At 71.6% G+C, this 21,366-nt stretch carries 23 protein-coding genes; 12 read left to right on the forward strand and 11 right to left on the reverse strand.

Going from position 1 to position 21,366, the window contains the following annotated elements; genetic code table 11:
• Positions 1-7 precede the first annotated feature (7 nt).
• The 8 genes from JD77_RS27300 (at position 8) to JD77_RS27335 (ending at position 6,653) form a co-directional block, all read left to right on the forward strand.
• Positions 8-1,288, forward strand: a complete 1,281-nt coding sequence (locus JD77_RS27300; protein WP_145776755.1) for an ABC transporter substrate-binding protein — start codon at positions 8-10, stop codon at positions 1,286-1,288.
• A 10-nt stretch (positions 1,289-1,298) separates the two neighbouring features.
• A complete protein-coding gene (locus JD77_RS27305; protein ID WP_145776756.1) occupies positions 1,299-2,246 on the forward strand; it encodes a carbohydrate ABC transporter permease in 948 nt (315 codons plus the stop codon).
• The gene (locus JD77_RS27310) at positions 2,236-3,078 is read left to right on the forward strand and encodes a carbohydrate ABC transporter permease (protein ID WP_145776757.1); all 843 of its coding nucleotides are present in this window, start codon (positions 2,236-2,238) and stop codon (positions 3,076-3,078) included. Before JD77_RS27305 ends, JD77_RS27310 begins: the two co-directional genes overlap by 11 nt.
• A gap of 58 nt (positions 3,079-3,136) precedes the next feature.
• Positions 3,137-3,301: a hypothetical protein gene (locus JD77_RS34290; protein ID WP_246141012.1), complete on the forward strand. Its 165-nt coding sequence runs from the start codon at positions 3,137-3,139 to the stop codon at positions 3,299-3,301.
• 83 nt (positions 3,302-3,384) lie between these two features.
• A complete protein-coding gene (locus tag JD77_RS27320; protein WP_145776758.1) occupies positions 3,385-4,314 on the forward strand; it encodes a hypothetical protein in 930 nt (309 codons plus the stop codon).
• Positions 4,311-4,766, forward strand: coding sequence for an ABA4-like family protein (locus JD77_RS27325; protein ID WP_145776759.1), 456 nt, complete (start codon positions 4,311-4,313; stop codon positions 4,764-4,766). The genes JD77_RS27320 and JD77_RS27325 overlap by 4 nt, the downstream gene beginning before the upstream one ends.
• Positions 4,767-4,770: 4 nt before the next feature.
• Positions 4,771-6,030 (forward strand): sensor histidine kinase, encoded by a 1,260-nt coding sequence (locus tag JD77_RS27330; RefSeq protein ID WP_145776760.1) that lies wholly within the window; start codon positions 4,771-4,773, stop codon positions 6,028-6,030.
• Positions 6,027-6,653, forward strand: coding sequence for a response regulator transcription factor (locus JD77_RS27335; protein ID WP_145776761.1), 627 nt, complete (start codon positions 6,027-6,029; stop codon positions 6,651-6,653). The genes JD77_RS27330 and JD77_RS27335 overlap by 4 nt, the downstream gene beginning before the upstream one ends.
• Positions 6,654-6,682: 29 nt before the next feature.
• On the opposite strand, the gene JD77_RS27340 is transcribed toward JD77_RS27335, so the two are convergent.
• The 3 genes from JD77_RS27340 to JD77_RS27345 form a co-directional block, all read right to left on the reverse strand.
• On the reverse strand, positions 6,683-8,257 hold the full coding sequence (locus JD77_RS27340; protein ID WP_246141014.1) for a dolichyl-phosphate-mannose--protein mannosyltransferase: 1,575 nt from the start codon (positions 8,255-8,257) through the stop codon (positions 6,683-6,685).
• The gene (locus JD77_RS32535; RefSeq protein WP_170286559.1) at positions 8,254-8,430 is read right to left on the reverse strand and encodes a hypothetical protein; all 177 of its coding nucleotides are present in this window, start codon (positions 8,428-8,430) and stop codon (positions 8,254-8,256) included. Before JD77_RS32535 ends, JD77_RS27340 begins: the two co-directional genes overlap by 4 nt.
• A gap of 179 nt (positions 8,431-8,609) precedes the next feature.
• Complete coding sequence (locus JD77_RS27345; RefSeq protein WP_145776762.1) at positions 8,610-9,146, reverse strand: winged helix-turn-helix domain-containing protein; 537 nt, start codon at positions 9,144-9,146, stop codon at positions 8,610-8,612.
• Between the two features lie 372 nt (positions 9,147-9,518).
• Between JD77_RS27345 and JD77_RS27350 the strand changes: the two genes are divergently transcribed.
• On the forward strand, positions 9,519-13,844 hold the full coding sequence (locus tag JD77_RS27350) for a S8 family serine peptidase (protein ID WP_246141016.1): 4,326 nt from the start codon (positions 9,519-9,521) through the stop codon (positions 13,842-13,844).
• Positions 13,845-13,966: 122 nt separating this feature from the next.
• Here JD77_RS27350 and JD77_RS27355 read toward each other — a convergent pair whose 3' ends face one another.
• A complete protein-coding gene (locus JD77_RS27355; RefSeq protein WP_145776764.1) occupies positions 13,967-14,545 on the reverse strand; it encodes a winged helix-turn-helix domain-containing protein in 579 nt (192 codons plus the stop codon).
• A gap of 800 nt (positions 14,546-15,345) precedes the next feature.
• Between JD77_RS27355 and JD77_RS27360 the strand changes: the two genes are divergently transcribed.
• Positions 15,346-15,669: an SAM-dependent methyltransferase gene (locus JD77_RS27360; RefSeq protein WP_211372695.1), complete on the forward strand. Its 324-nt coding sequence runs from the start codon at positions 15,346-15,348 to the stop codon at positions 15,667-15,669.
• Positions 15,670-15,751: 82 nt separating this feature from the next.
• Here JD77_RS27360 and JD77_RS27365 read toward each other — a convergent pair whose 3' ends face one another.
• Positions 15,752-17,128 (reverse strand): FAD-dependent oxidoreductase, encoded by a 1,377-nt coding sequence (locus JD77_RS27365; protein ID WP_211372696.1) that lies wholly within the window; start codon positions 17,126-17,128, stop codon positions 15,752-15,754.
• A gap of 320 nt (positions 17,129-17,448) precedes the next feature.
• Between JD77_RS27365 and JD77_RS27370 the strand changes: the two genes are divergently transcribed.
• Positions 17,449-17,742: a hypothetical protein gene (locus JD77_RS27370; protein WP_145776766.1), complete on the forward strand. Its 294-nt coding sequence runs from the start codon at positions 17,449-17,451 to the stop codon at positions 17,740-17,742.
• Positions 17,743-17,783: 41 nt separating this feature from the next.
• Here JD77_RS27370 and JD77_RS34860 read toward each other — a convergent pair whose 3' ends face one another.
• Together JD77_RS34860 and JD77_RS27375 are read right to left on the reverse strand one after the other, a co-directional pair.
• Entirely contained in the window at positions 17,784-17,918 is a 135-nt protein-coding gene (locus tag JD77_RS34860) for a hypothetical protein (RefSeq protein ID WP_281292130.1), read from the reverse strand.
• 41 nt (positions 17,919-17,959) lie between these two features.
• Entirely contained in the window at positions 17,960-18,793 is an 834-nt protein-coding gene (locus JD77_RS27375; protein ID WP_145776767.1) for a hypothetical protein, read from the reverse strand.
• Between the two features lie 71 nt (positions 18,794-18,864).
• Between JD77_RS27375 and JD77_RS33035 the strand changes: the two genes are divergently transcribed.
• Positions 18,865-19,044, forward strand: a complete 180-nt coding sequence (locus JD77_RS33035; protein WP_211372697.1) for a hypothetical protein — start codon at positions 18,865-18,867, stop codon at positions 19,042-19,044.
• 79 nt (positions 19,045-19,123) lie between these two features.
• Here JD77_RS33035 and JD77_RS27385 read toward each other — a convergent pair whose 3' ends face one another.
• From JD77_RS27385 to JD77_RS27400, 4 genes are read right to left on the reverse strand one after another with little or no spacing between them, the layout of a single operon-like run.
• A complete protein-coding gene (locus JD77_RS27385; protein WP_145776768.1) occupies positions 19,124-19,609 on the reverse strand; it encodes an SRPBCC family protein in 486 nt (161 codons plus the stop codon).
• A gap of 3 nt (positions 19,610-19,612) precedes the next feature.
• Positions 19,613-19,954 (reverse strand): ArsR/SmtB family transcription factor, encoded by a 342-nt coding sequence (locus JD77_RS27390; protein ID WP_145776769.1) that lies wholly within the window; start codon positions 19,952-19,954, stop codon positions 19,613-19,615.
• The gene (locus JD77_RS27395; protein ID WP_145776770.1) at positions 19,951-20,502 is read right to left on the reverse strand and encodes a hypothetical protein; all 552 of its coding nucleotides are present in this window, start codon (positions 20,500-20,502) and stop codon (positions 19,951-19,953) included. The genes JD77_RS27390 and JD77_RS27395 overlap by 4 nt, the downstream gene beginning before the upstream one ends.
• Positions 20,503-20,518: 16 nt before the next feature.
• Positions 20,519-21,220 (reverse strand): GH39 family glycosyl hydrolase, encoded by a 702-nt coding sequence (locus tag JD77_RS27400; protein ID WP_211372855.1) that lies wholly within the window; start codon positions 21,218-21,220, stop codon positions 20,519-20,521.
• Positions 21,221-21,366 lie beyond the last annotated feature (146 nt).

Below are 21,366 nucleotides of genomic sequence, written 5' to 3' on the forward strand. Positions count from 1 at the left end.
GAAGATAGTGAAAACAGGAAAGGGTCTGGCCGTCGTCGCCGCGGCGCTGGCCGGCGTCGTCGCCCTGTCCGCCTGCGGCGGCGGCGAGGCGAAGGACACGGGCCCGGCCAGTCTGCGGATGACCGTCTGGTCGGCCAACGAGGCGCACCTGAAGCTGTTCAACGAGATCGCCGACGAGTACCGCAAGAGCCACCCGAACGTCGCCGAGATCAAGTTCGACCCCATCCCGTTCGAGACCTACACCACCACCCTGACCACCCAGATCGCCGGCGGGAACGCACCCGACCTGGCGTGGGTGTTGGAGAACTCCGCGCCCGACTTCGTGGCCTCGGGAGCGCTGCTGCCGCTCGACGACACGATCAAGAAGGCCGAGGGCTACCGGTACGACGACCTCTCCCCGGCCACCCTCAAGCTCTGGCAGAACGACGGCAAGCTGTACGCCTACCCGTTCTCCACCTCGCCCTTCGGCGTGTTCGTCAACACCGACCTGATCAAGAAGGCCGGGCAGAAGACCCCGGCCGAGCTGATGGCGGCCGGGCAGTGGAACTGGGAGAACGCGCTGGCGACCGCCAGCGCCACGCAGCAGGCCACCGGCAAGGCCGGCCTGGTGATCCGGGACTTCGACTACAAGACCTGGGACAACCTGGCGAGCTTCTGGACGGGCTGGGGCGCCCAGGCCTGGAGCGCGGACGGCAAGAGCTGCGGCTTCGCCAGCCCGGAGATGGTCGAGGCGATGACCACGCTGCACAAGGCCATCTTCACCGCGAAGGCGCTGCCCGGCCCGGGCACCACCGCCGACTTCTTCGCCGGTGACGCCGCCATGACGATCACCCAGATCTCCCGCGCCTCGCTGCTGAAGGACGACGGTTTCGCCTGGGACCTGGTCCCCCTGCCGGCGGGCCCGAAGGGACCGTACTCGGTGATCGGTCAGGCCGGCCTCGGGGTGATGAAGAAGAGCCGGCACGCCGACGTCGCCGCCGACTTCCTCGCGTTCTTCACCAACCCCACCAACTCCGCCAAGCTCGCCCAGTTCTTCCCGCCGCCGCGGCAGTCGCTGCTGACCGCGGAGAACCTCGCCAAGACGAACCCGAAGCTCAAGCCGGAACAGCTGCAGAAGGTCGTCATCGAGGGCATCACCAACGGTGTCGTCAAGCCCACCCACGCGGGACAGGCCGAGCTGAGCCAGCAGGTTCGCGCCGGGCTCGACCCGCTCTGGAAGCCGGACGCGGACGTCAAGGCCGTCCTGGACGGGGTCTGCGCGAAGATCCAACCGCTGCTGGCGAAGTAGGCAATCGATCATGACCCGTACGGACACCAGGGTGGGCCCGGTCGAGGCCCGGCCCGCCCTGGGCCCGGCGCGGCCGTTCTGGACCAGCCGCCGCCGGGATCAGCTCACCGGTTACCTCTTCGTCACCCCGCAACTGCTCGGCAGCGTCGTGTTCGTGATCCTGCCGCTGATCCTCGTGGTCTGGTACAGCCTGCACGAGTGGAACGTGCTGGCCGGGACGTTCGACTTTGTCGGCACGGACAACTACCGGGCGCTCGCCGCGGATCCCAACCTCGGCGCGGTGCTGCGGGCCACCGGGCTGTTCTCCGTCGGGCTGGTGGTGTTGAACCTCGGGCTGGCGTTGCTGCTGGCCGTCCTGCTCAACCAGAAACTGCGGGGCACCATCCTGTTCCGCACGGTCTTCTTCTCCCCCGTGGTGGTCTCGCTGGTGGCCTGGACCATCGTGTGGGGCTTCCTGTTGCAGGACAACGGCGGCGTGAACGGCCTGCTCGACACGATGGGCGTGGACGGGCCGAACTGGCTGCGCGGCGAGGGCACGGCGATGCTGTCGGTGATCGTCGTGCAGGCGTTCAAGAACGTCGGCCTGAACATGGTGCTGTTCCTGGCCGCCCTGCAGGGCGTGCCGGCGGAGCTGTACGAGGCCGCGGAGATGGACGGGGCGAGCCGGATGCGCCAGTTCCGGCGGATCACCGTACCGCTGATCAGCCCGACCATCCTGCTCACGTCGATCATCACCGTGGTCGGGTCGTTGCAGGTCTTCGCGCAGATCGCGGTGCTGACCCAGGGCGGGCCCGGCGCCTCGACGACCGTGCTCGTCTACTACCTCTACCAGCAGGCGTTCCAGTTCCACCACTTCGGCTACGGCGCCACGCTGTCGATCATGCTGTTCGTCATTGTGCTCGCGCTCACCGTGCTGCAGTGGCAGATGCGCAAGAGATGGGTCTTCCATGAGTCGTGACCTGTCGCGACGGGCCAAGCTGGCGTTCTACGGGGCGCTGCTGGTCCTGGCGATCCCGTTCGTGTTCCCGACCTGGTGGATGGTCACCTCGTCGCTGAAGCCGGTGGCGGACATCTTCGCCTTCCCGCCGCAGCTGCTGCCGGTCAACCCGCGGCTCGACGCCTACCGGCGGGTGTTCGAGTTGCAGCCCTTCGGGCAGCAGTACGTCAACAGCCTCTACATCGCGCTGGTGGTCACCGTCGGCACCCTGGCCGTGTCGGCGCTGGCCGGGTACGCCTTCGCGCGGATCCGGTTCCGCGGCCAGAACCTGCTGTTCCTGGTCGTCCTCGCGGGCCTGCTCATCCCCAGCGAGGTGACGATCGTGCCGCTGTTCCAGATGTTCTTCAAGCTCGGGCTGATCGACACCCACTGGCCGCTGATCGTGGTGCCGATCTTCGGGGCGCCGAGCGTGCTGGCGACGTTCATCATGCGGCAGTTCTTCATCAGCCTCCCCGACGAACTGGAGGAGGCGGCCCGGGTCGACGGGCTGGGTCGCTTCGCCACCTTCTGGCGGATCGCCCTGCCGCTGTCGCGGCCCGCGCTGGGCGCGGTGGCCATCTTCACCTTCCTGCACAGCTGGAACCTGTACCTGGAGCCGATCGTGTTCCTCTCCTCGCCGGAGAAGTTCACCCTGCCCCAGGCGCTCACCCAGTTCGTCGACGCGTACGGCGGCCCGATGTGGGACGTCCAGCTCGCGGCGGCGTCGATGACCGCGCTGCCGGTGCTGGTGGTGTTCGTCATCGCGCAGAAGCAGTTCGTCGAGGGCCTGGCACACACCGGCCTGAAGGGATGACGGCATAGGTGCCCACCCCCACCCGGTCCGGGCCCGAGGCGGTGCTGGACGCCGCGGGTTGGCCGCCGACCTGCTCGGCGCGGCCGGCGCCGGGCCGGTCGGGGTGGGCACGGCCGGCACGGGCACCGGGCAGGCCGCCGCGTACGCCATCGAGGCCGGCGCCGAACACCGCCAGCGGCACAGGCAGGGACGGGGCCGACGGCTGCGTCTCCTACCCAGGTAGGAGGAGGCGGCTCCGACCGCCGGCCGCAACCGGGGCTTCAGGTCGGGCGAAGTCCGCGGGCCGGCGCACGAGCATCTGTAGGTATGACAACCACGATGCGCCGGGCGGCGCGCTGGCACCGCCCCCTGATGGTCTTCGTCTCGGCGATGGCGGTGCTCGCCCTCGTCTCCGCGGTCGGCGTCATCGCCGACTCGCGGGTCCTCACCGGCGTGCCGATCTGGCTCAAGCCGCTGAAGTTCTCCCTGTCGTTCGTGGCGTACGCCACCACCCTGGCCTGGATGCTCTCGCTGCTGCCGAGGCGTAGCCGGGTCGCGGAGCGGGCGGCCACCGTCATCGTCGCGGTGGCGGTGCTCGAAATGGTGATCATCGTCGGGCAGGTGCTGCGGGGCACCACCAGCCACTTCAACGCGACCACCCCGCTGGACGGCGCCCTGTTCGCGCTGATGGGTGCCGCGATCATGGTGCTGTTCGCCGCGCACCTCGTCCTCGGGATCGTGGTGCTGCGCCAGCGCATCGCCGACCGGGCCGCCCGGTACGCGGTGGCGCTGGGGCTCGGCCTGACGCTGCTCGGCATGCTGGTGGCCGTACCGATGACGATGCCCAGCCAGCAGCGGGGCGTCGAGGGGATCTCCGGGGCGCACAGCGTGGGCGTACCGGACGGCGGGCCGGGTCTGCCGCTGGTCGGCTGGAGCACCACCGGCGGTGACCTGCGGATCGGGCACTTCGTGGGGCTGCACGCGCTGCAGGCGCTGCCGATCCTGGCGATCCTGCTGCGCCGCTTCCTCGGCGCGCGACTGGACGAGCGCACCCAGGCGCGGCTGCTGCTCGTCGCGGGTGGCGCGTACGGCGCGTTCACGCTGCTGCTCACCTGGCAGGCGCTGCGCGGACAGCCGCTGCTGCGGCCGGACGCGCTCACCCTGGCCGCCGCCGCGGCCCTGGTGCTCGCGGCCGCCACCGCCGTCGGCGTGGTGGTGGCCCGGCGGCGCCGTCCGGAAATGGCGCTGGCGGCATGACCGGCACGCTGTTCACGCTCACGTTCGCGGTGGCCGCGCCGTTCTGGGCGCTGATGATCCTGCTGCCCCGCTGGTCGGTGACCGCCCGGATCGTCCGGTCACCGCTGATCGTGGCGCCGGTCCTGGCGATCTACGCGATCCTGGTGCTTCCGGCGCTCGGCGAGGTGCTGCCGGCTGTGACGTCCCCGACCCTCACCGGCATTCGCGACCTGCTGGGCACCGCCGACGGCGCGGCGGCGGCCTGGGCACACATGATCGCGTTCGACCTGTTCGTCGGCCGGTGGGCGTGGCTCGACAGCCGGGAACGGGGTGTGCCGGCGCTGGTCATGGCGCCGGTGCTGGTCCTGACGATCCTGCTCGGGCCGCTCGGCCTGGCCGCCTACCTGGCGGTCCGGACGAGATGGGACCGGCCGGAGGCCGCTCGTGTCACCGAGCCGCAGCGCCTAGGCTGACCCGGTGGGCTGGGTGGCACGGCTGTTCGACGCGCGGGACACCCTCGTGCGGATGGTGCTGCTCGACCTCAGCGGCATCGGATACCTGCTGTTCGGCGCCCCGGTGGCCGGGGCGCCGACGGCCGCCCAGTGGGTCCTCGCGGTGATCGCGTTCGCCCTCGCGCTGGTGTTGCACCGCCGGCCGCTGGTCAACCTGCTGATCCAGGCCGCGCTGCTGGCGGTCGCGATCCGGCTGGTCGACGACATCATGATCAACCAGGTGGGCGCCAGCTGGGCGCTGCTGGAGCTGACCATGCGGGCGCGGCGGCCGCGGACCATCTGGCTGGCGGCCGGGCTGCTGACCGCCGTCGACATGACCAACTCGATCGGCGATCCGTGGCGACGGGTCCTGTCCGGCGTGTTCGGGCTGCTGGTGGAGGTGGGCGTCCCGCTGCTGCTCGGGCTGGTCATCCGGACCACCCGGGAACTCGCCCGGCAGGCGCAGGAGCGGGCGGCGGCGGAGCAGCGCCGGCGCGAGTCGGAGAGCCGCGCCGCCCGCGCCGACGAACGCAGCGCCATCGCCCGGGAACTGCACGACGTGGTCGCCCACCACGTGGCGTCGATGGTGCTGCGGATCGGCGTGGCCCGGCACGTGCTGACCGACCTGGACCCACGGGTGGGTGAGGTGTTCGACGACGTGCACGCCACGGGAAGCGCAGCCCTGGCGGACCTGCGTCGGCTGGTCGCGGTCCTGCGTGACCCCGACGGGGTACGCGGCGACGCGGCGCTGACCGCGATCGAGCCGTCGGCGGTCCCGGCGGCCCTCGGCGCGGCGGTCGACCGGGCCCGGCAGGCCGGTGTCACGGTGGAGGCCGACATCGACCCGGCGGTCGGTTCGCTCGACGCGGTCCGGGGCCTGGCGGTGCTGCGACTCAGCCAGGAGGCGCTGACCAACGTGGCCAAGCACGCCGGCCCGTCCGCGCTGGCCCGCCTGTCGGTGGCGGTGGTCGACGGCGCCGTCCACTGGGAGGTGTCGGACGACGGGGGCGGGTGGGCGCCCGCGACGGTGCCGTCCGGCGGCGGCCACGGCGTCACCGGGATGCGCGAGCGCGTCGAGGTCCTCGGCGGCCGCCTGGAGGCCGGTCCGACGGGCGCGGGCTGGCGGGTGCGTACCGTCCTCCCGACGGCGGCACCCGCTCCCCCGCCCCCTGCCGGCGCGCCCGCTTCGCCCGCCCCGCGGGAGCGCGAGGCGCCCGCCGCGCCGCGCGCGGCGGAGCCGGCATGATCCGCGTCCTGCTGGTCGACGACCAGCACCTCATCCGCGCGGGCCTGCGCATGCTCTGCGACGCCCAGCCCGACATCGAGGTGGTCGGCGAGGCCGACAACGGCCGCGACGCGGTCGCCCTCGCCGCGCGGCTCGTCCCCGACGTCGTCGTCATGGACCTGCGCATGCCGGGCGTCGACGGCATCACCGCGACCAGTCGCATCCTCGCCGACCGTCCCGCCATCCGGGTGCTGGTGCTGACCACGTTCGGCGACGACGACCACCTGTACCCGGCCCTGACCGCCGGCGCCTGCGGATTCCTGCTCAAGGACGCGCCACCCGCCGACCTGCTGGACGGCGTCCGCCGGGCTGCCGCCGGCGGCAGCCCGTTCAGCCAGGAGGTGCTGCGGCGCCTGGTCCAGCGCGCGGTGCACGCCCGCGCCGAGGCGCCCCGGCCGGTCGAGGGGCTGACCGCCCGCGAGCAGGACGTGCTGAACCTCGTCGCCGAGGGCCTGTCCAACACGGAGATCGCCGAGCGGCTGCACGTCGGCGTCACCACGGTCAAGACCCACATCACCAGCCTGATGACCAAGACGGGCAGCCCCAACCGGGTCCGTCTGGCCCTGTACGCCCGCGGCGCCTGACCGGCCGCCCGGCGGGGGCGAGAATGAACCTATATCCAGCGGCTGCCCAGCCACATGCGGGCCGCCCACTCGGTGTACGGGATGGACGTGCCGACGTAGAGCGGGTGGAAGTACGCGAAGCAGATCGCGACCAGCAGCACGTACGCGCCCGCGACGAGCGCGCCGATCATGCGGCGGTCGCCGTCGCCGTCCGCGGCCCCGTCGGTCGTGGCGGGCGCTCGGGCCGGCGTCATGATCGCGCCGAGCACGTAGACCACGGCGAGGATCAGGAACGGCTCGGCCGGGGCGGTGTAGAAGTAGTACATCGTGCGGTTGTCGGCGGCGGCGAAGTAGAACCAGGGCAGCAGCCCCGCGACGACGCCCACCCAGATCGCGCCCGCCCGCCAGTCGCGCCGGGCGATGCCGAACCAGGTCAGCGCGCCCAGTGCCGGGATGAACGACCACCACAGCAGCGGCGTGCCGAGCAGCAGGACCTCCCTGGTGGCGGTCGCTCCCCCACACGTTCCCTCGCACCACCAGTAGAACGCGACCGGTCGGCCGAGCAGCAGCCACTGCCACGGCCACGACTGGTACTGGTGCGTCTTCTCCAGCCCGGTGTGGAACGTCAGCGCCGCCTGGTGGTAGTGCCACAGGTTCTGCAGCGCGCCGACGACCGGCGCCTCCCGCTGGCCGGTGTCGCGCAGCCAGTGTCGGAGATAGCCGTCGTCGGTCACGAACCACCCCGCCCAACTGGCCAAGTAGACCGCGCCGACGAGGACCGCGCCGAGCACCAGCCAGCCGACCTCGCCGAGCAGCGCGTCGCGCCACGGATGCCGCGCGCCGGCGGAGCGCCGGGTCTGGGCCGCCCAGTAGAGCATCAGCGCGGCGAACACGAGGACGTACCACACGCCGCTCCACTTGACCGCGCACGCGCAGCCGAGCAGGACGAAGGTGGCCAGCCGCCACCACGGTACGGCGAACCGGGGTCGCCCCGCGCGGCCGTGCGCGGTCGGGTCGAGCCCGTCCGCCAGCGCCCGCAGCCACCGGCGCCGCCGCGCGTCGCGGTCGAGGAGCAACGTGCCGAACGCGGCGAGGACGAAGAACATCAGGAAGATGTCGAGCAGCGCCGACCGGGACAGCACCAGATGCATGCCGTCCAGCGCCAGCAGCAGCCCCGCGGCGCAGCCGAGCACGGTGGACCCGAACATCCGCCGGGCAACCCTGACGAGGACGAGCACCGACACCGTCCCGGTGACCGCGGCCGAGACCCGCCAGCCGAACGCGTGGTAGCCGAAAAGCCACTCGCCCAGCGCGATCATCCACTTCCCGAGCGGCGGGTGCACGACGTATCCCGCGGTGTCGTTCTTCTCGTCCCACTCGACTCCGCGGGTGAGCAGGTTGTGCGCGTCGGTGGCGTAGTAGAGCTCGTCGAAGATCTTGCCCGCGGGCTGGTCGAGGTCGACCAGGCGCAGGACGCCGGCGATCACCACGACCACCGCGGTGGCCAGCCAGGAGGAGCGGCCGCCGCGCGGACGGACGGAGGCCAGACGCCGCCGGACGATCTCCGGCAACGCGTCGTTGACGGCTACGACGCCTGGGGATCTCGGGGTGGCCGCCTGGGTCACCCCGACATCCTATGTGGCGAACGGGGACGGAAACGGCACCGCACGGAACGCGGCGCGAGGACCTCGTCCAGCGCGGCCGTCCACCGCATCACGAAGTCGTCCTCCTGGTAGACGGCCGGCAAAAACGACCCCGCCGGGTACGGCATCAGCAGGCCCGCCAGCGCTCCGCGCATCAGTGCTCCTCCACCCGGACCAGGTGCTCGAAGGAGAAGACCAGGCTGTTCGGCTCCAGGTCGACCCGGCGTACCTGCGGGCCCCGGTCGCCGGCGACCGGCGGCCGGCGGCCGGCGGATCCGACACAGGCGGAACAGGAAGCGAGTCAGGCGGGCCTGGTTGCGCGATCGGACAGCCGTCATGCCCCGCTGACGTCCGGGAACCGGTGGTCGGTCAGCCGGAATCCGACACCGCGTACCGCGTCGATGGTGACGCCGGTGCCGAGTTCGCTGAGCTTGCGCCGCAGCCGCTTCACCAGCGACTGCACGTCCGCCTTGCGCTCCCGGCCCTCGTCACGCCACACGGACCGGTGCAGCTCCGGGTAGCTCCAGACGCGGACCGGCTCGCTGGTCAGGCAGGCCAGCAGGTCGTACTCGAGTTGGGTGAGGCCGACCTCGCGGCCCCGGCAGCGGGCGGTGGACCGGGCGGAGTCGATGACCAGGGTGTTGTCGGCCACCGCGGGCGCCGGCATCGCCCCGGAGCGCCGCTGCGGAACCGCGATCAGCCGGCGCAGCTCGTCGAGGTCGGCGACCAGGAGCAGCGGTGCGACGCCGTCGAGGCGCTCGGCGAGCCGGATCCGCTCGGCCGGCGCGGGTGACACCGCGATCACCAGCGGGAACACGTCCTCGGTCGGCCCGTGCCCGGTTGGCACGGCGCACTCATCGTTCTCCGCCACGGCACCCCACCCCGAATGATGGGCAGATTCCGCCCAACCTCGCCATGGACCTGACGATAATTGTCAATCCTGCTGACAACCAGGCAACTGTTGGCGACAAGTTACTCACGAAGCGTTCTTGATCGGCTGTTCATTCCGATCATAGTGTCCAGTCGGGCAGCCGGCATGACCCGCACGGCGCCCAGGGCAGGGGGGGTCCGTCCATTCCAGTGTGGTCCAAACGGGGAACCGCCTCCTGCACCTTCGCACGGCTAGATCAACTGCGGGTCGTCTCAGAGGAGGCAGCACCGAATGTTAGAACGTCCACACAGGAGGCGCACCGCCAGACGTCTGGTGAGCGCCGGCGCGGCGATGGTACTCGCCGCAACAGGATTGGCCACAATCGGCACAGGTGCACAGGCGGCGCAGGCCGGGACGGGAGCAGCCTCCCCTGCTGACAAGATCCGTCCGGAGCTCACGAAGCAGCTCCAGGCCAAGAGCGAGGGCGACTTCTGGATCCGCTTCAAGGACCAGGCGGACCTGAGCAAGGCCAGCCAGATCAAGGACTGGGCCGAGCGGGGCACCGCCGTCGCGGACGCGCTGAAGAAGGCCGCCGTCGAGAGCCAGGCCAAGATCCGGGCCGAGCTCGACGTCTCGGGCGTGAAGTACCAGAGCTTCTGGGCGACCAACGCCATCAAGGTCAGCAGCGGCTCCCTCTCGATGGCGCAGAACCTCGCCGCCCACGCCGAGGTCGACGGCCTGTACGCCCCGCTGGAGTACAAGGTCCCCGAGGTCACCCAGGGCAACAACGAGAAGACCGTGAACGCCCTCGAGTGGGGCATCGCCAACATCAACGCCGACGACGTCTGGGCCCAGTACGGCGTCAAGGGCGCGGGCATCACGGTGGCGAACATCGACACCGGCGTCCAGTACGACCACCCGGCCCTGGTCGGCTCGTACCGCGGCAACAACGGCGACGGCACGTTCAACCACAACTACAACTGGTACAACGCCGCCGGCACCTGCGCCGCCGCGCCCTGCGACACCGACGGCCACGGCACCCACACGATGGGCACGATGGCCGGCGCCGCCGGGGCGAACCAGATCGGTGTCGCCCCCGAGGTCAAGTGGATCGCGGCGAACGGCTGCTGCCCCAGCGACGCGGCCCTGATCAACTCCGGCCAGTGGATGCTCCAGCCGACGGACCTCAACGGCCAGAACCCGGACGCCAGCAAGCGGCCGAACATCATCAACAACTCGTGGGGAACCACCGCGCCCTCCACCGACCCGTTCATGGAGGACGTGACCAACGCATGGACCGCCTCGGGCATCTTCGGCAGCTGGTCCAACGGCAACAACGGCCCGTCGTGCCAGACCAGCGGCTCGCCGGGCAGCCGGACCAGCAACTACTCGGTCGGCGCGTACGACATCAACAACAACATTGCCAGCTTCTCGTCCCGCGGTTCGGGGCAGGACGGCGGGATCAAGCCGAACATCTCGGCACCCGGCGTGAACATCCGGTCGAGCGTTCCGGGCAGCACCTACACCAGCTACAACGGCACCTCGATGGCGGCCCCGCACCTCGCGGGCGCGGTCGCGCTGCTGTGGTCGGCGGCGCCGGCGCTGGTCGGTGACATCAACGCCACCCGCGCGCTGCTGAACAGCACGGCGATCGACAAGTCCGACCTCCAGTGCGGCGGCACCGCGGCCAACAACAACGTCTACGGCGAGGGCCGGCTGGACGCGCTCGCGCTGCTCAACGCCGCCCCGATCGGCGACACCGGCACCCTGGCCGGCACGATCACCGACGCGGCCAACGGCTCCCCGATCCGCGGCGCGAAGGTGGCCCTGACCGGTGCCGCCGACCGCGAGGTGACCACCGGCAGCGACGGCATGTACTCGTCTCTCCTTCCGGCCGGTGCCTACCAGGTCACGGTGTCGGCGTTCGGCTACGGGACGAAGACGGTCTCGGCGACGGTCACCAAGGACACCACCACCACGGTCAACGTCGCGCTGGCGGCGGTGCCGAGCGTCACCGTCAGCGGCACGGTCACCGACGGCTCCGGTCACGGCTGGCCGCTCTACGCCAAGGTGAGCGTCGAGGGCCCGTCGGGGGTGTCCGACTACACCACGCCCGCCAACGGTCACTACAGCTTCTCGCTGCCGGCCGAGGCGACGTACACCCTCAAGATCGAGTCGCAGTACCCGGGTTACGAGACGGTGACCAAGGAGGTCGTCGTCGGCTCGGGCAACGTCACCCAGAACGTCTCCGTGCCGGTGGCCGCCAACTCCTGCACCACCGCGCCCGGATACCGGTACGGCTCGGACGGCGTGTACGAGACCTTCGACGGCACCACCACGCCGGCCGGCTGGTCGGTGGTGGACCACCTGGGCACCGGGCAGGTCTGGAAGTTCACCGACGACGGTAACCGCACCAACCTGACCGGCGGCACCGGCAACTTCGCCGTCATCGACAGCGACAAGTACGGTTCCGGTGGCCGGCAGGACGCCTCGCTCGTCAGCCCGGTCGTCGACCTCACCGGCGTCGCGGCGCCGGTGATCCGGTTCAACCAGGACTACAACTGGCTGGGCAGCGACCGTGCCGACGTCGACCTCAGCCTCGACGGCGGTACCACGTGGACGAACGTCCTCCGGCAGGCGGCCGACGTCCGCGGGCCGCGGGTCACCGAGATCGCCATCCCGCAGGCCGCGGGCCAGGCGCAGGCCCGGGTCCGGTTCCACTACTACGACGCCCAGTGGGAATGGTGGTGGCAGGTCGACAACGTGCTGATCGGTAGCCAGGTCAGCTGCCAGCCGGTCGCCGGCGGCCTCGTGGTCGGCAACGTCCGCGACAACAACGACGGCTACGTCAACGGCGCCACCGTCACCAGCAAGGACCGGCCGGCGGAGAAGGCCACCACCATGGCCACGCCGGACGACTCCGGGCTGGCGGACGGCTTCTACTGGATGTTCTCCTCGCTGACCGGCTCGCACGAGTTCACCGCGACCGGCGCGGGCTACCTCAGCGACAGCAAGAATATCGACGTCCAGGCCCACGGGGCGACCGCGGCGGACTTCCAGCTCAAGGCCGGCAAGCTGTCCGTCGAGCCGGCCGAGGTGACCGGCACGGTCCAGATGCCCTCGGGCAAGGTCAGCAAGTCCTTCACGGTGACCAACACCGGGGCGGCGCCCGTCGACGTCGGGTTCAGTGAGCGCGACGGCGGGTTCGTGCTGCAGCGGGCCGACGGGTCCACGATGAGCAAGCAGGAGGTGCTCGGGTCCGCCGGTGCGCCGGAGCAGCGGCTCAACGTCCCGACGTCGTTCGCCGCCCAGGCGACCGGCAAGGCGGCCACGGCCGCGTCCCCGGCGGTGGGCCCGCAGGCCGACCCCTGGACGGACATCGCCGACTACCCGGCGAACGTCATGGACAACCGGGTGGTGAACCTCGACGGCAAGGTGTACTCGATCGCCGGCGGCAACGGATCGGCGTCGTCGACGAAGAACTACGTCTACGACCCGGTCGCGCTGAGCTGGGCGCCGATCGCCGACCTTCCCGCAGCGCGGAACGCCCTGACCGTGGGCGTCGTCGACGGGAAGATCATCGCGACCGGCGGCTGGGGAGCGTCCGGCCCCGACGCCACCACCTGGTCGTACGACCCGGCGGCCAACACCTGGACGAAGAAGGCGGACAACCCGGCGCCGCGCGCCGCGGCCGGTCAGGCCGTCATCGACGGCAAGCTGTACGCCATCGGTGGCTGCACCACCGCGTCCTGCACGCCGATGTCCAACAGCGTCGTCCGGTACGACCCGGCCGGTGACAGCTGGGAGACGGTGGCCAACTACCCGAAGTCGGTGGCCTTCGCCTCCTGCGGCGGGATCGACGGCGTCGTCTACTGCGCTGGCGGCAACGACGGATCCGCCGCGCAGAAGGCCGGCTACGCCTTCGACCCGGCGGCCAACGCCTGGACCGCCATCGCCGACGCGCCGGCCGACAGCTGGGCCAGCTCCTTCGCCGTCGCCAACGGCAAGCTGCTGGTCGTCGGCGGTGTGCAGAGTGGGGCCGTCACCAACGCCGGCTTCGCGTACGACCCGGCCAGCAACTCGTGGTCGAACCTGCCGAACGCCAACACCGCCCGGTACCGCGGCGGCGCGGCGTGTGGCTTCTACAAGGTCGGCGGCTCGTCGGGCAGCTTCAACGCCACGGCGGACAGCGAGGCGCTCCCCGGGTTCGAGGAGTGTGCCGAGGGTCCGGCGGACGTCAGCTGGATGACGATCGACAAGACGTCGGCCACGCTGGCGCCGGGTCAGAAGGTCACGGTCACCGTCGGCATGACGGCGAACGTCGACCAGCCGGGCACCTACTCCGGCTCCATCGCCATCAAGGAGAACACTCCGTACACGGTGCAGCCGGTGGCGGTCACCATGAAGGTGAATCCTCCGAAGAGCTGGGGCAAGCTGATGGGCACGGTCACCGGCACCAGCTGCCAGGGGGCGAACGCGCCGCTCGCCGGTGCGATCGTTCAGGTGAACTCCAAGGCGGCCTCGTGGACGTTCGCCACGGACGCCGAGGGCAAGTACGCCTACTGGATGGACACGAAGAACAACCCCTTGACGATCATCGCCGCCAAGGACGACTGGAAGCCCCAGACCCGTCAGACGAAGCTCGACACCAAGACGCCCAAGGTGGAGAACTTCGCACTGTCCCCCGTCCGCTGCTGACAACTGAACACCAAGGTCCGGCCCGCCTGGTTTCGACCAGGCGGGCCGGATCGCGTGTGGCGCCCGCCGCCGCGGCGCTCGTGGCGGACGCCCCGGACGCGGCGGTGCGCCCGACGCGGCGGTCAGGCCAGGGCGAGGCGGAAGCCGACCCCGCGGACGGCGTGGATCGCCGCCCTCGCGTCCAGCCAGGCGAGCTTGCGCCGCACCCTGCGCACCACCGAGTGCATGTCGGAGCCGCGACCGAGGTGCTCGTTGCCCCAGACCTCCAGGTGCAGCCGCTCGTAGGTCCACACCTGCCCGGGCGTGTCGACCAGGCACAGCAGGAAGTCGTGCTCCAGCGGGGTGAGTGCGATCTCGCGGTCCAGCCAGCGCAGCACCCGCCGGCCGGAGTCGACGGCCAGGTCAGCCGGCGGTGGCGTTGTCACGCCCTCCGCCGCCTCGGCAACCGCGATCCGGCCGGACGGTGCCGCCTCGGCAACCACGCTCTGGCCGGGCGCCGCCTCGGCGACCGCGGCGTGGCCGGGCGGCGTCATCGCCGCGACGCGGGTCCCTCCGGTCCCGTCCAGGAACTCCCGCGCCTGCTCGACCGTCGAGACGATCAGGAAGGCCTCCGTCCGACTGAGCAGTTGCGCAAGTTGCCTGCGCTGGGCCGGCGAGGACGCGATGCCGATGACCAAGGATTCGTTCGGGATCCCCCTCATCCCCCCACCCCTTCCGGTTTCCCCACCCGCTCTGGATGTTTTCTCCTAACGCCGACCAATCGGCGCTCTCACCCTGATAGTGGCATTTCGGTAACAATTACCCCCAGATTAAGGGGTTGACAACTGGCCGTGGGCAACAATTCGGGAACTTGTCGCCACATCGTGGGAAGGGTGGTCCACGGGACGGCATCAGCCGAGCCTCTCCGGTGGCCGACACAGTTCCGACCCCAGGTCACCCACCCGCTCGGGCGGTGGTCGAATCTAATTCGCGTGCTGCCGAGTCGTCACTCCGAGTGCTCGTGATGGCCCTCTTCGGGCAATTGTCGCCGCGCCCTGGATCAGGACGCGGTTGGATGCTAATGCACCTCGATGTAATGGGCAACGCCCGCTCTGCACCTTGCATTTGCGCCAACCGATACCGGTTTGAGTGATCGAATACTGAATATTCAGGTCATTTCAAGCGTGGTCGAGATGACTGCTCCGTCCAGGTAGGGGCGGGCCCAATCCGGGACGATACGGGCTCGGCGTCCCCTGCGGACCGCCCCCCTCCACGCCTGATGACATCGACACCAGCTCATGGTTCGATGCATGACAACGATCCCACATCGCCGTCCCCCGCGCGGAGGTCCGGATGCACCGGTCGCTGTCCAACCTGATCCAGCGCATCGAGCACGCTCGACGAACGGCTCGTCCCGGCCATCTACCGGGACGCCGAGCCGGTACGCGTCGAGGCGGCGCACCTACCCGGCGAGCCGATCCCGGCCGGCGCGGGGCTGGCGCTGGCGTACACGCCGTTCGCCGTGGGCCAGGCGTGGGGCAACGTCCTGGACGACGACGAGGCGTACGCGATCGTCCGACGGTTCGTGGACGCCGTACCGTCCGGAAGCTACCTGGCCCTCGAGGACGGCACGAACGTGGTCCGCCCGGACGCGGCCCACCAGGCCGAACGGGTCCGCGCCGAGGCCGGCGACCCGTACCGGCTGCGTACCCCCGAGCAGATCGCCCGGTTCTTCGACCGCCTGGAGTTGCTGGAGCCCGGCATCGTCTCGGTCTCCCGGTGGCGCTCCGAACCGGAACTGCCGCCCGAGCTGGACGCCCTCTGCGGGCTCGCCCGCAAGCCCTGAGCAGCGCCCGGGGCGGACCGCGGCCCGTCCGGCGCCGGACGGATCGACAGCGCAGGCGCGACCTGCGGTGCGGGAGACCCGATCAGCGTGCGCGCCGGTTGGCGCGCAGGGCACCCAGGAGCACGCCGGGCGTTGCCAGCGACCTCGGATGTTCACGCATGGAGACGACCGCGTTGAACCGCCGGGCGACCGCCACGTCCGTGATGGTCGCCGTGACGATCTGCCTGCTGACCCAGCCGGAGAGCCGGTATCCGCGCGGGTAGGGGCCGGCAACGTGCGGCAGTGCCAGGTCGGCGGAGGTCGACATCGACCAGGCGGCGTCGACGACGACCTTCTGCAGGCCGAAGAATCCGCGCGCCGGCGCGCGCAGGTCCGGCCCTGACCGCAGGTACGCCGACAGGCAGGCCGCGTGCAGGGCGGCCGCCGTCATCCCCTGGCCGTACACGGGGTTGAACGAGGCGACCGCGTCACCGACGCTGACGAGCCCCGCCGGAAACCGCCTCAGCGCGTGGTAGTCCCGCCGCCGGCTGTCGGCATGGCGGTAGGTCCGGACGTCGCCGAGCATCTCGTTCCCGGCGACCTCACCGAACTCCGGCGGGAACTGCTCGCGCAGCCGGCGGACGAAGTCCCCGGCCGTGCGCCCGGGGCGGTTGTCCCCGTAACCGGCCATCATGGCCATCCACCGGCCGTCCTCGACGGCGAAGAACGCGGCACCGGCCACGTCGGACGACATCCTCGGGCTGTGCAGTGCCAGAACGATCGCGGGATCGGGCTTCGACTCACGGCGGCGGAACAGGGCCGTCGCGTAGTTGAGGTGCACGGTCATCCGCCGCGTCACGGGCCGGTCCCATCCCGCGTGCTCCAGCCACTCCGACAGCCTGCTCGAACGCCCCATGGCGTCCACCACGAGATCGCCGCTCTCGACGCCGGGCACCCCGTCGGCGTCCACGTGGACCCCGACGGTCGCGCCGCCGTCGAACACGAGACCCGTGGCGCGGGCGGTGACCGCCCTGACGTTGGGCAGTCGAAGCACCTGCCGGCGGATCAGCCCTTCCAGGAGAGGCCGGCTGCCCGCCAGGCTGTCGGCGTCGTCGGGGACGACGACCTTCAGGCGCCCGTCGAGATAGTTCCGCCTGGCCGCGGGCGGCGCCTCGACCGCCCCCTCGGCCAGGGCCTGGTCACGGAATCCCGGGAACAGGTGCTCGAGCTGGAACAGGCCGCCGGGCAGCAGCGCGTGCAGTTGCGTCCCCTGCGGCACACCGGGCCGCTCACCGGCCGCCTGCACGTCGTCCCGGTCGATGACGACGACGCTCTCCGCGTGGTCGGACAAGACCCGGGCGGCCAGCAGTCCCGCGACGCTGCCGCCGAGCACGACCGCCCTGCCCATGACCCGGGACGCCGCGCCGGGCGGTCGCGCCGCGTTCAACTCGGCGAAGACCCGGGCCGGGGAAGGGGACATGGTGCTCTCCAAGGGGTACGGGTCGACCTGCCGCTCCCGACCGTGGCGCAGCACGGTGGGTGGGCAAAAATTCCACTATACCGGCCCCTACTGGCAGACATTGACAAAGCGCGCGACGAGCAGCGAGGCACATCGATGCATATCCGCCGGTGTACGCGCCGGGCGCCCTACGCCGCGATCCTGCGCTGGGACGGCGCCACGCCCAGGGTCGGCGCGTTCCTCTGACGCGGCGGTCCCGCCGTGGTGACGGAGCGGCCGGGTGCGGCCCCCGTCGCCACGGCGGCTCGCACCCGGCGGGTGGGAGGACGGCCTAGAGCTCCATGGCGAACGTCGCCACGACGCCGTTGTGGTCGGAGTTGGTGCCGCCTACGATGCAGGCGCCGATGCCACCGGCGTACGCCCCGGCGTTGCTGGCCAGGGTCCGGGCGGAGTACGTCCTGCCCCGGCAGGCGTACGGCCGGGCACTGGTGGCGGAGAACCGGTTCGGTCTGGTCGAGGGGCCGATCCCAGACGACGTCGACTTCGTCGACAACGGGCGCGTCGTGCCACCGCGCCCACAGCCCGAGCTTCCGCGTTGCAGTTCCGGCCCCGACATCCGGAACAAATGCCGCTAACCAGGGGCCGAAAGTGCAAGATCGCGGCGGTGGGGGCCGGTTCATTCCGCCAACCGCTCCCCCGGCTTGAGATCGGTCCGGTGGTACCGGTAGACGGTGCCCGTCACCACCTCGAGCCGGTCGGCCGCGATCAGGCGCGGCAGCGATCCGGTCCCGCCGTCGATGTCGAAGGCCACCACCGTCGGCGGGGGGCTCCCCGACGTAGCGGCGGACGCTGTCACGTTCCGCGACGGTCGGCGGCCGGAACACCGGATGGTGGAAGGAGGACGGGCAGGCCACGTAGGCGGTCTCCCGGAACACCATCTCGAGTCCGTGGTGATACGTCAGGTCGGTGCCCGCTGCCAACCGCAGCTCCCCGGCCGACCAGCACACGACCTCCCAGTCCCACCAGTCGCCCTCGGGGAGACGCAAGAGGTCCACCAGCGGATTGTGCCACAGCCACGGCGAGCGGCACCCGCCCGGCGGCCGCCTCGACCGTGCCCCGGTCGGCGGCGACCGGCCGGTCGGTGGCCAGCACCACCACGTCGTCGCCCTGGGTGGGCCGCAGCAGCGCCCAGTCGCCGCCCCGGGAGATCAGCTCGCACGTCGTCTCCACCAGCGTCGCCGCGCCGACGGTGACCCCGTACGGAAGGATGAGGCCGGTGCGCGCCGGCACCCGCAGCCGCCGGCCGCCCAGGACAGGTCGGCCGTGCCAGCCCAGTCCGACGGTCACCGCCGACGGTGCCACGTTGACCAGGTGCAGCAGGCGCTGCCCGGCGCGGTCCACCGTGGAGGTGAGCACCAGGCCGGGAGAGTCCGCGTCGGGGGCGAGCCGCGGGCGCGCCCCGAGCCGCTCCAGGGCGGCGCGCCAGAAGCCCAGGTCGCACGGCATGCCGGCGGCGACCACCACGGCCCGCCCGGCTCCGACCGTCACCTCGACCGCGCAGGGCTCGCCCGAGCCGACCTCGGTGAGTACCGGCTCGGCGCCGGCGCCGGCCAGCCGCTGGGCGTAGTCCACCCGCGCCTCGGCCGGGCCGGCCGAGGTGCTGATCGCCGACGAGCCGATCTCCATGCTGGACGTGTCGATCCGCGCGGAGATCCTGGAACTACTCGCCGAACTGGTCCGGAACCCGGCGCCTGGCCATGCTCTACATCACCCACGACCTGCTCAGCGCGCGGCTGCTCGCCGACGAGGTGCTGGTGCTCAACCAGGGCGCGCTGGTCGAGCGCGGGCCGACCCGCGAGGTGATCGGCGCGGCCCGGGACGACTACACGAAGCTGCTGCTCGACTCCATCCCCAACCCGTTCGCCAACTCCCGTTGAACGCGGTTCAGGGCCGTTCGCGACAGCGCCGATCGTCGTCGGGAGACCGGGGCCCCCGTGGCCCCGGTCTCCCGAATGCTCAGGACGCGACCAGGTCGTCGATCTGGTTGATCGCCGAGGTGGCGCCCTCCACGATGCCCATGTCCAGCACCTGCTGCAGCGCCTCGGCGGACGCGTACCTGCCCACGTAGGTGGCGCGCGTGCCGCCGTTGTGCGCGGTGAAGGTGTAGACGTTCTTGGAAACCGGCAGTGCCGGATTCGGGTTGAAGTCCAGGTCGGCGAAGCCGTCGTCGAAGGAGAAGCTCCTCGGCTCGTCCACGGCGGTCACCAGCCAGTATCCGGCGTGCTTGTCGCCCTCGGGGCCGGTCATGTAGTAGGTCACCCGACCGCCGGGGGTGAGGTCGTGGTCGACCACCGTCGCCGGGTGGGTCGGCGGTCCCCACACCTTCTCCAGCTGGCGGGGGTCGGCGTAGACCTGCCAGATCCGCTCTACCGGCGCGGCGAAGTCCGCGGTGATGGCCAGGGTCAGGTTGTCGAGGTCGTGCTGGACGTCGGTCACGGGCATGGTTCAGTCCTCCTGGTCGGGGTCGGATGCGATGAGTAGGTCGATGCGTGCGATGCGGCCGCGCCAGACCTGTTCGAGCTCGGTGAGCATGGACGCCACCGACCGCACCGCCTCCACGTCGCCGCTGGCCAACTGCTCGCGACCCCTGCGTCGCTTGGTCAGCAGACCGGCCTTCTCCAGCACGGCGACGTGCTTCTGCACCGCGGCGAAGCTCATGTCGTACTTCGCCGCGAGCGCGGAGACGGAGTGCTCCCCGGCCAGCACGCGGCGCAGGATGTCGCGCCGGGTGCGGTCAGCGAGCGCGTGGAACAGGGCGTCCGCCCGGTCGTCGCCCTCCTCGCTCACGGGTCTAATATACAACCGATCGGTTGTACGTTGTCAAGGTTCGGCGCTTCCGCCGCCGTCGTGTCGCTCGCGCCGATTCGGCGCACGCTCGGCGCGGCCCGCGGCGTCCGGCGCCGGGTCAGCTCAGCCAGGCCGTCGACCGGGGCGGGCAGCGCGCCGGAGTGCGCGCGGCTGCTGGACAGCAGCATCCGCTCGCCGTACGGCCGCCAGTCGACCGGCGCGTCGCCGAGGTTGACCAGGCAGACCGGCCCGTCGGGGCCGCGCCGGAAGGCGAGGGCGTCGGCGGGGGTGTCGAGCCAGGTCACCTCCGCGGGGCGGCCGCGCCAGCAGCTGTCGCGCAGCGGCAGGGCGGTCCGGGTCAGCGTCAGCGCCGAGTCCGGGTCGGCGGCCTGCCGGTCCGCCGCGTACCGGTCCCAGCCGGGGGGCTGCGGCAGCCACGGTGCCGACCCGACCGGCCCGAACCCGTACGGTGCCGGGGCGGCGGCCCACGGCGACGGCACCCGGGCACCGTCGCGGCCCGGGTCGGCGCCGCCGGAGCGGCGGAACACCGCGGGCGGCCACCGCTCAGCTCCCGGCGACCTCGACCAGCACGGCGCCCGGCTGGGGCAGGTGCAGCTCCAGCACCGCGGCCCCGCCCTCGGCGGCGGCCGCCACCTTCTCCACGGCCAGGGTGTCGGCGACGCGCAGCGCGTCCCACTGCTGGTCCGTCGGCCACCCGGTCACGCCCAGCCGGTCGGCGAGGGTGGTGACGTCGCCGTGCTCGCGGTCCAGCCGGGTCAGCGTGACCGTGCGCCCGGCGGCGCCCTCGACGGCCAACTGGATCCGCCGGGCCAGCGCGGCGTCACCGTCGCGCTTGGACTGGTCGAGGGTGGAGTTCCAGACCAGGACGGCCAGGCTCCCGTCGGCGCGCCGGCTCGCCCAGGTCTGCACGAGGCCGTCTGCGCCGTCGCCGTACGCGCGGACCGGCAGCTCGGTCTCGCCGAGCTGGCCGAACATCCGCAGCGCGTGGTAGCGGGGCTTGGCGATGCCGCCGACGGTGATCAGGCCGAAGCCGCCGTGCAGCAGCCGGGGCGGCCGGCCCAGCTCCTCGAAGTGGTCGCTGGCCACCCAGTACGACAGCGCGTCGACCCGGCCGGCGGCCGAGCGCATGCCGCTGAGCAGGAAGGTCGCGGCCGACGTGCCGTCGTTGACCGGGTGGAAGTGGGTGGGGGTGACGCCCCACTCGGTCCACAGGATCCGCGCGTCGGGGAAGCCGAGGCGGCGCAGGGGTGGGACGCACGTCCAGCGGCGGGCTGCCGTACGTGTGGGTGGAGACGAAGTCGACCGGCGCGCCGGAGCTGCGCGCGTGCTCCAGCAGCGCGTCCACCCAGCCGGCGGCGGCCGAGGACGGGCCGCCGACCGGAATGCAGGGC

Source organism: Micromonospora olivasterospora (assembly GCF_007830265.1).
GTDB lineage: Bacteria > Actinomycetota > Actinomycetes > Mycobacteriales > Micromonosporaceae > Micromonospora > Micromonospora olivasterospora.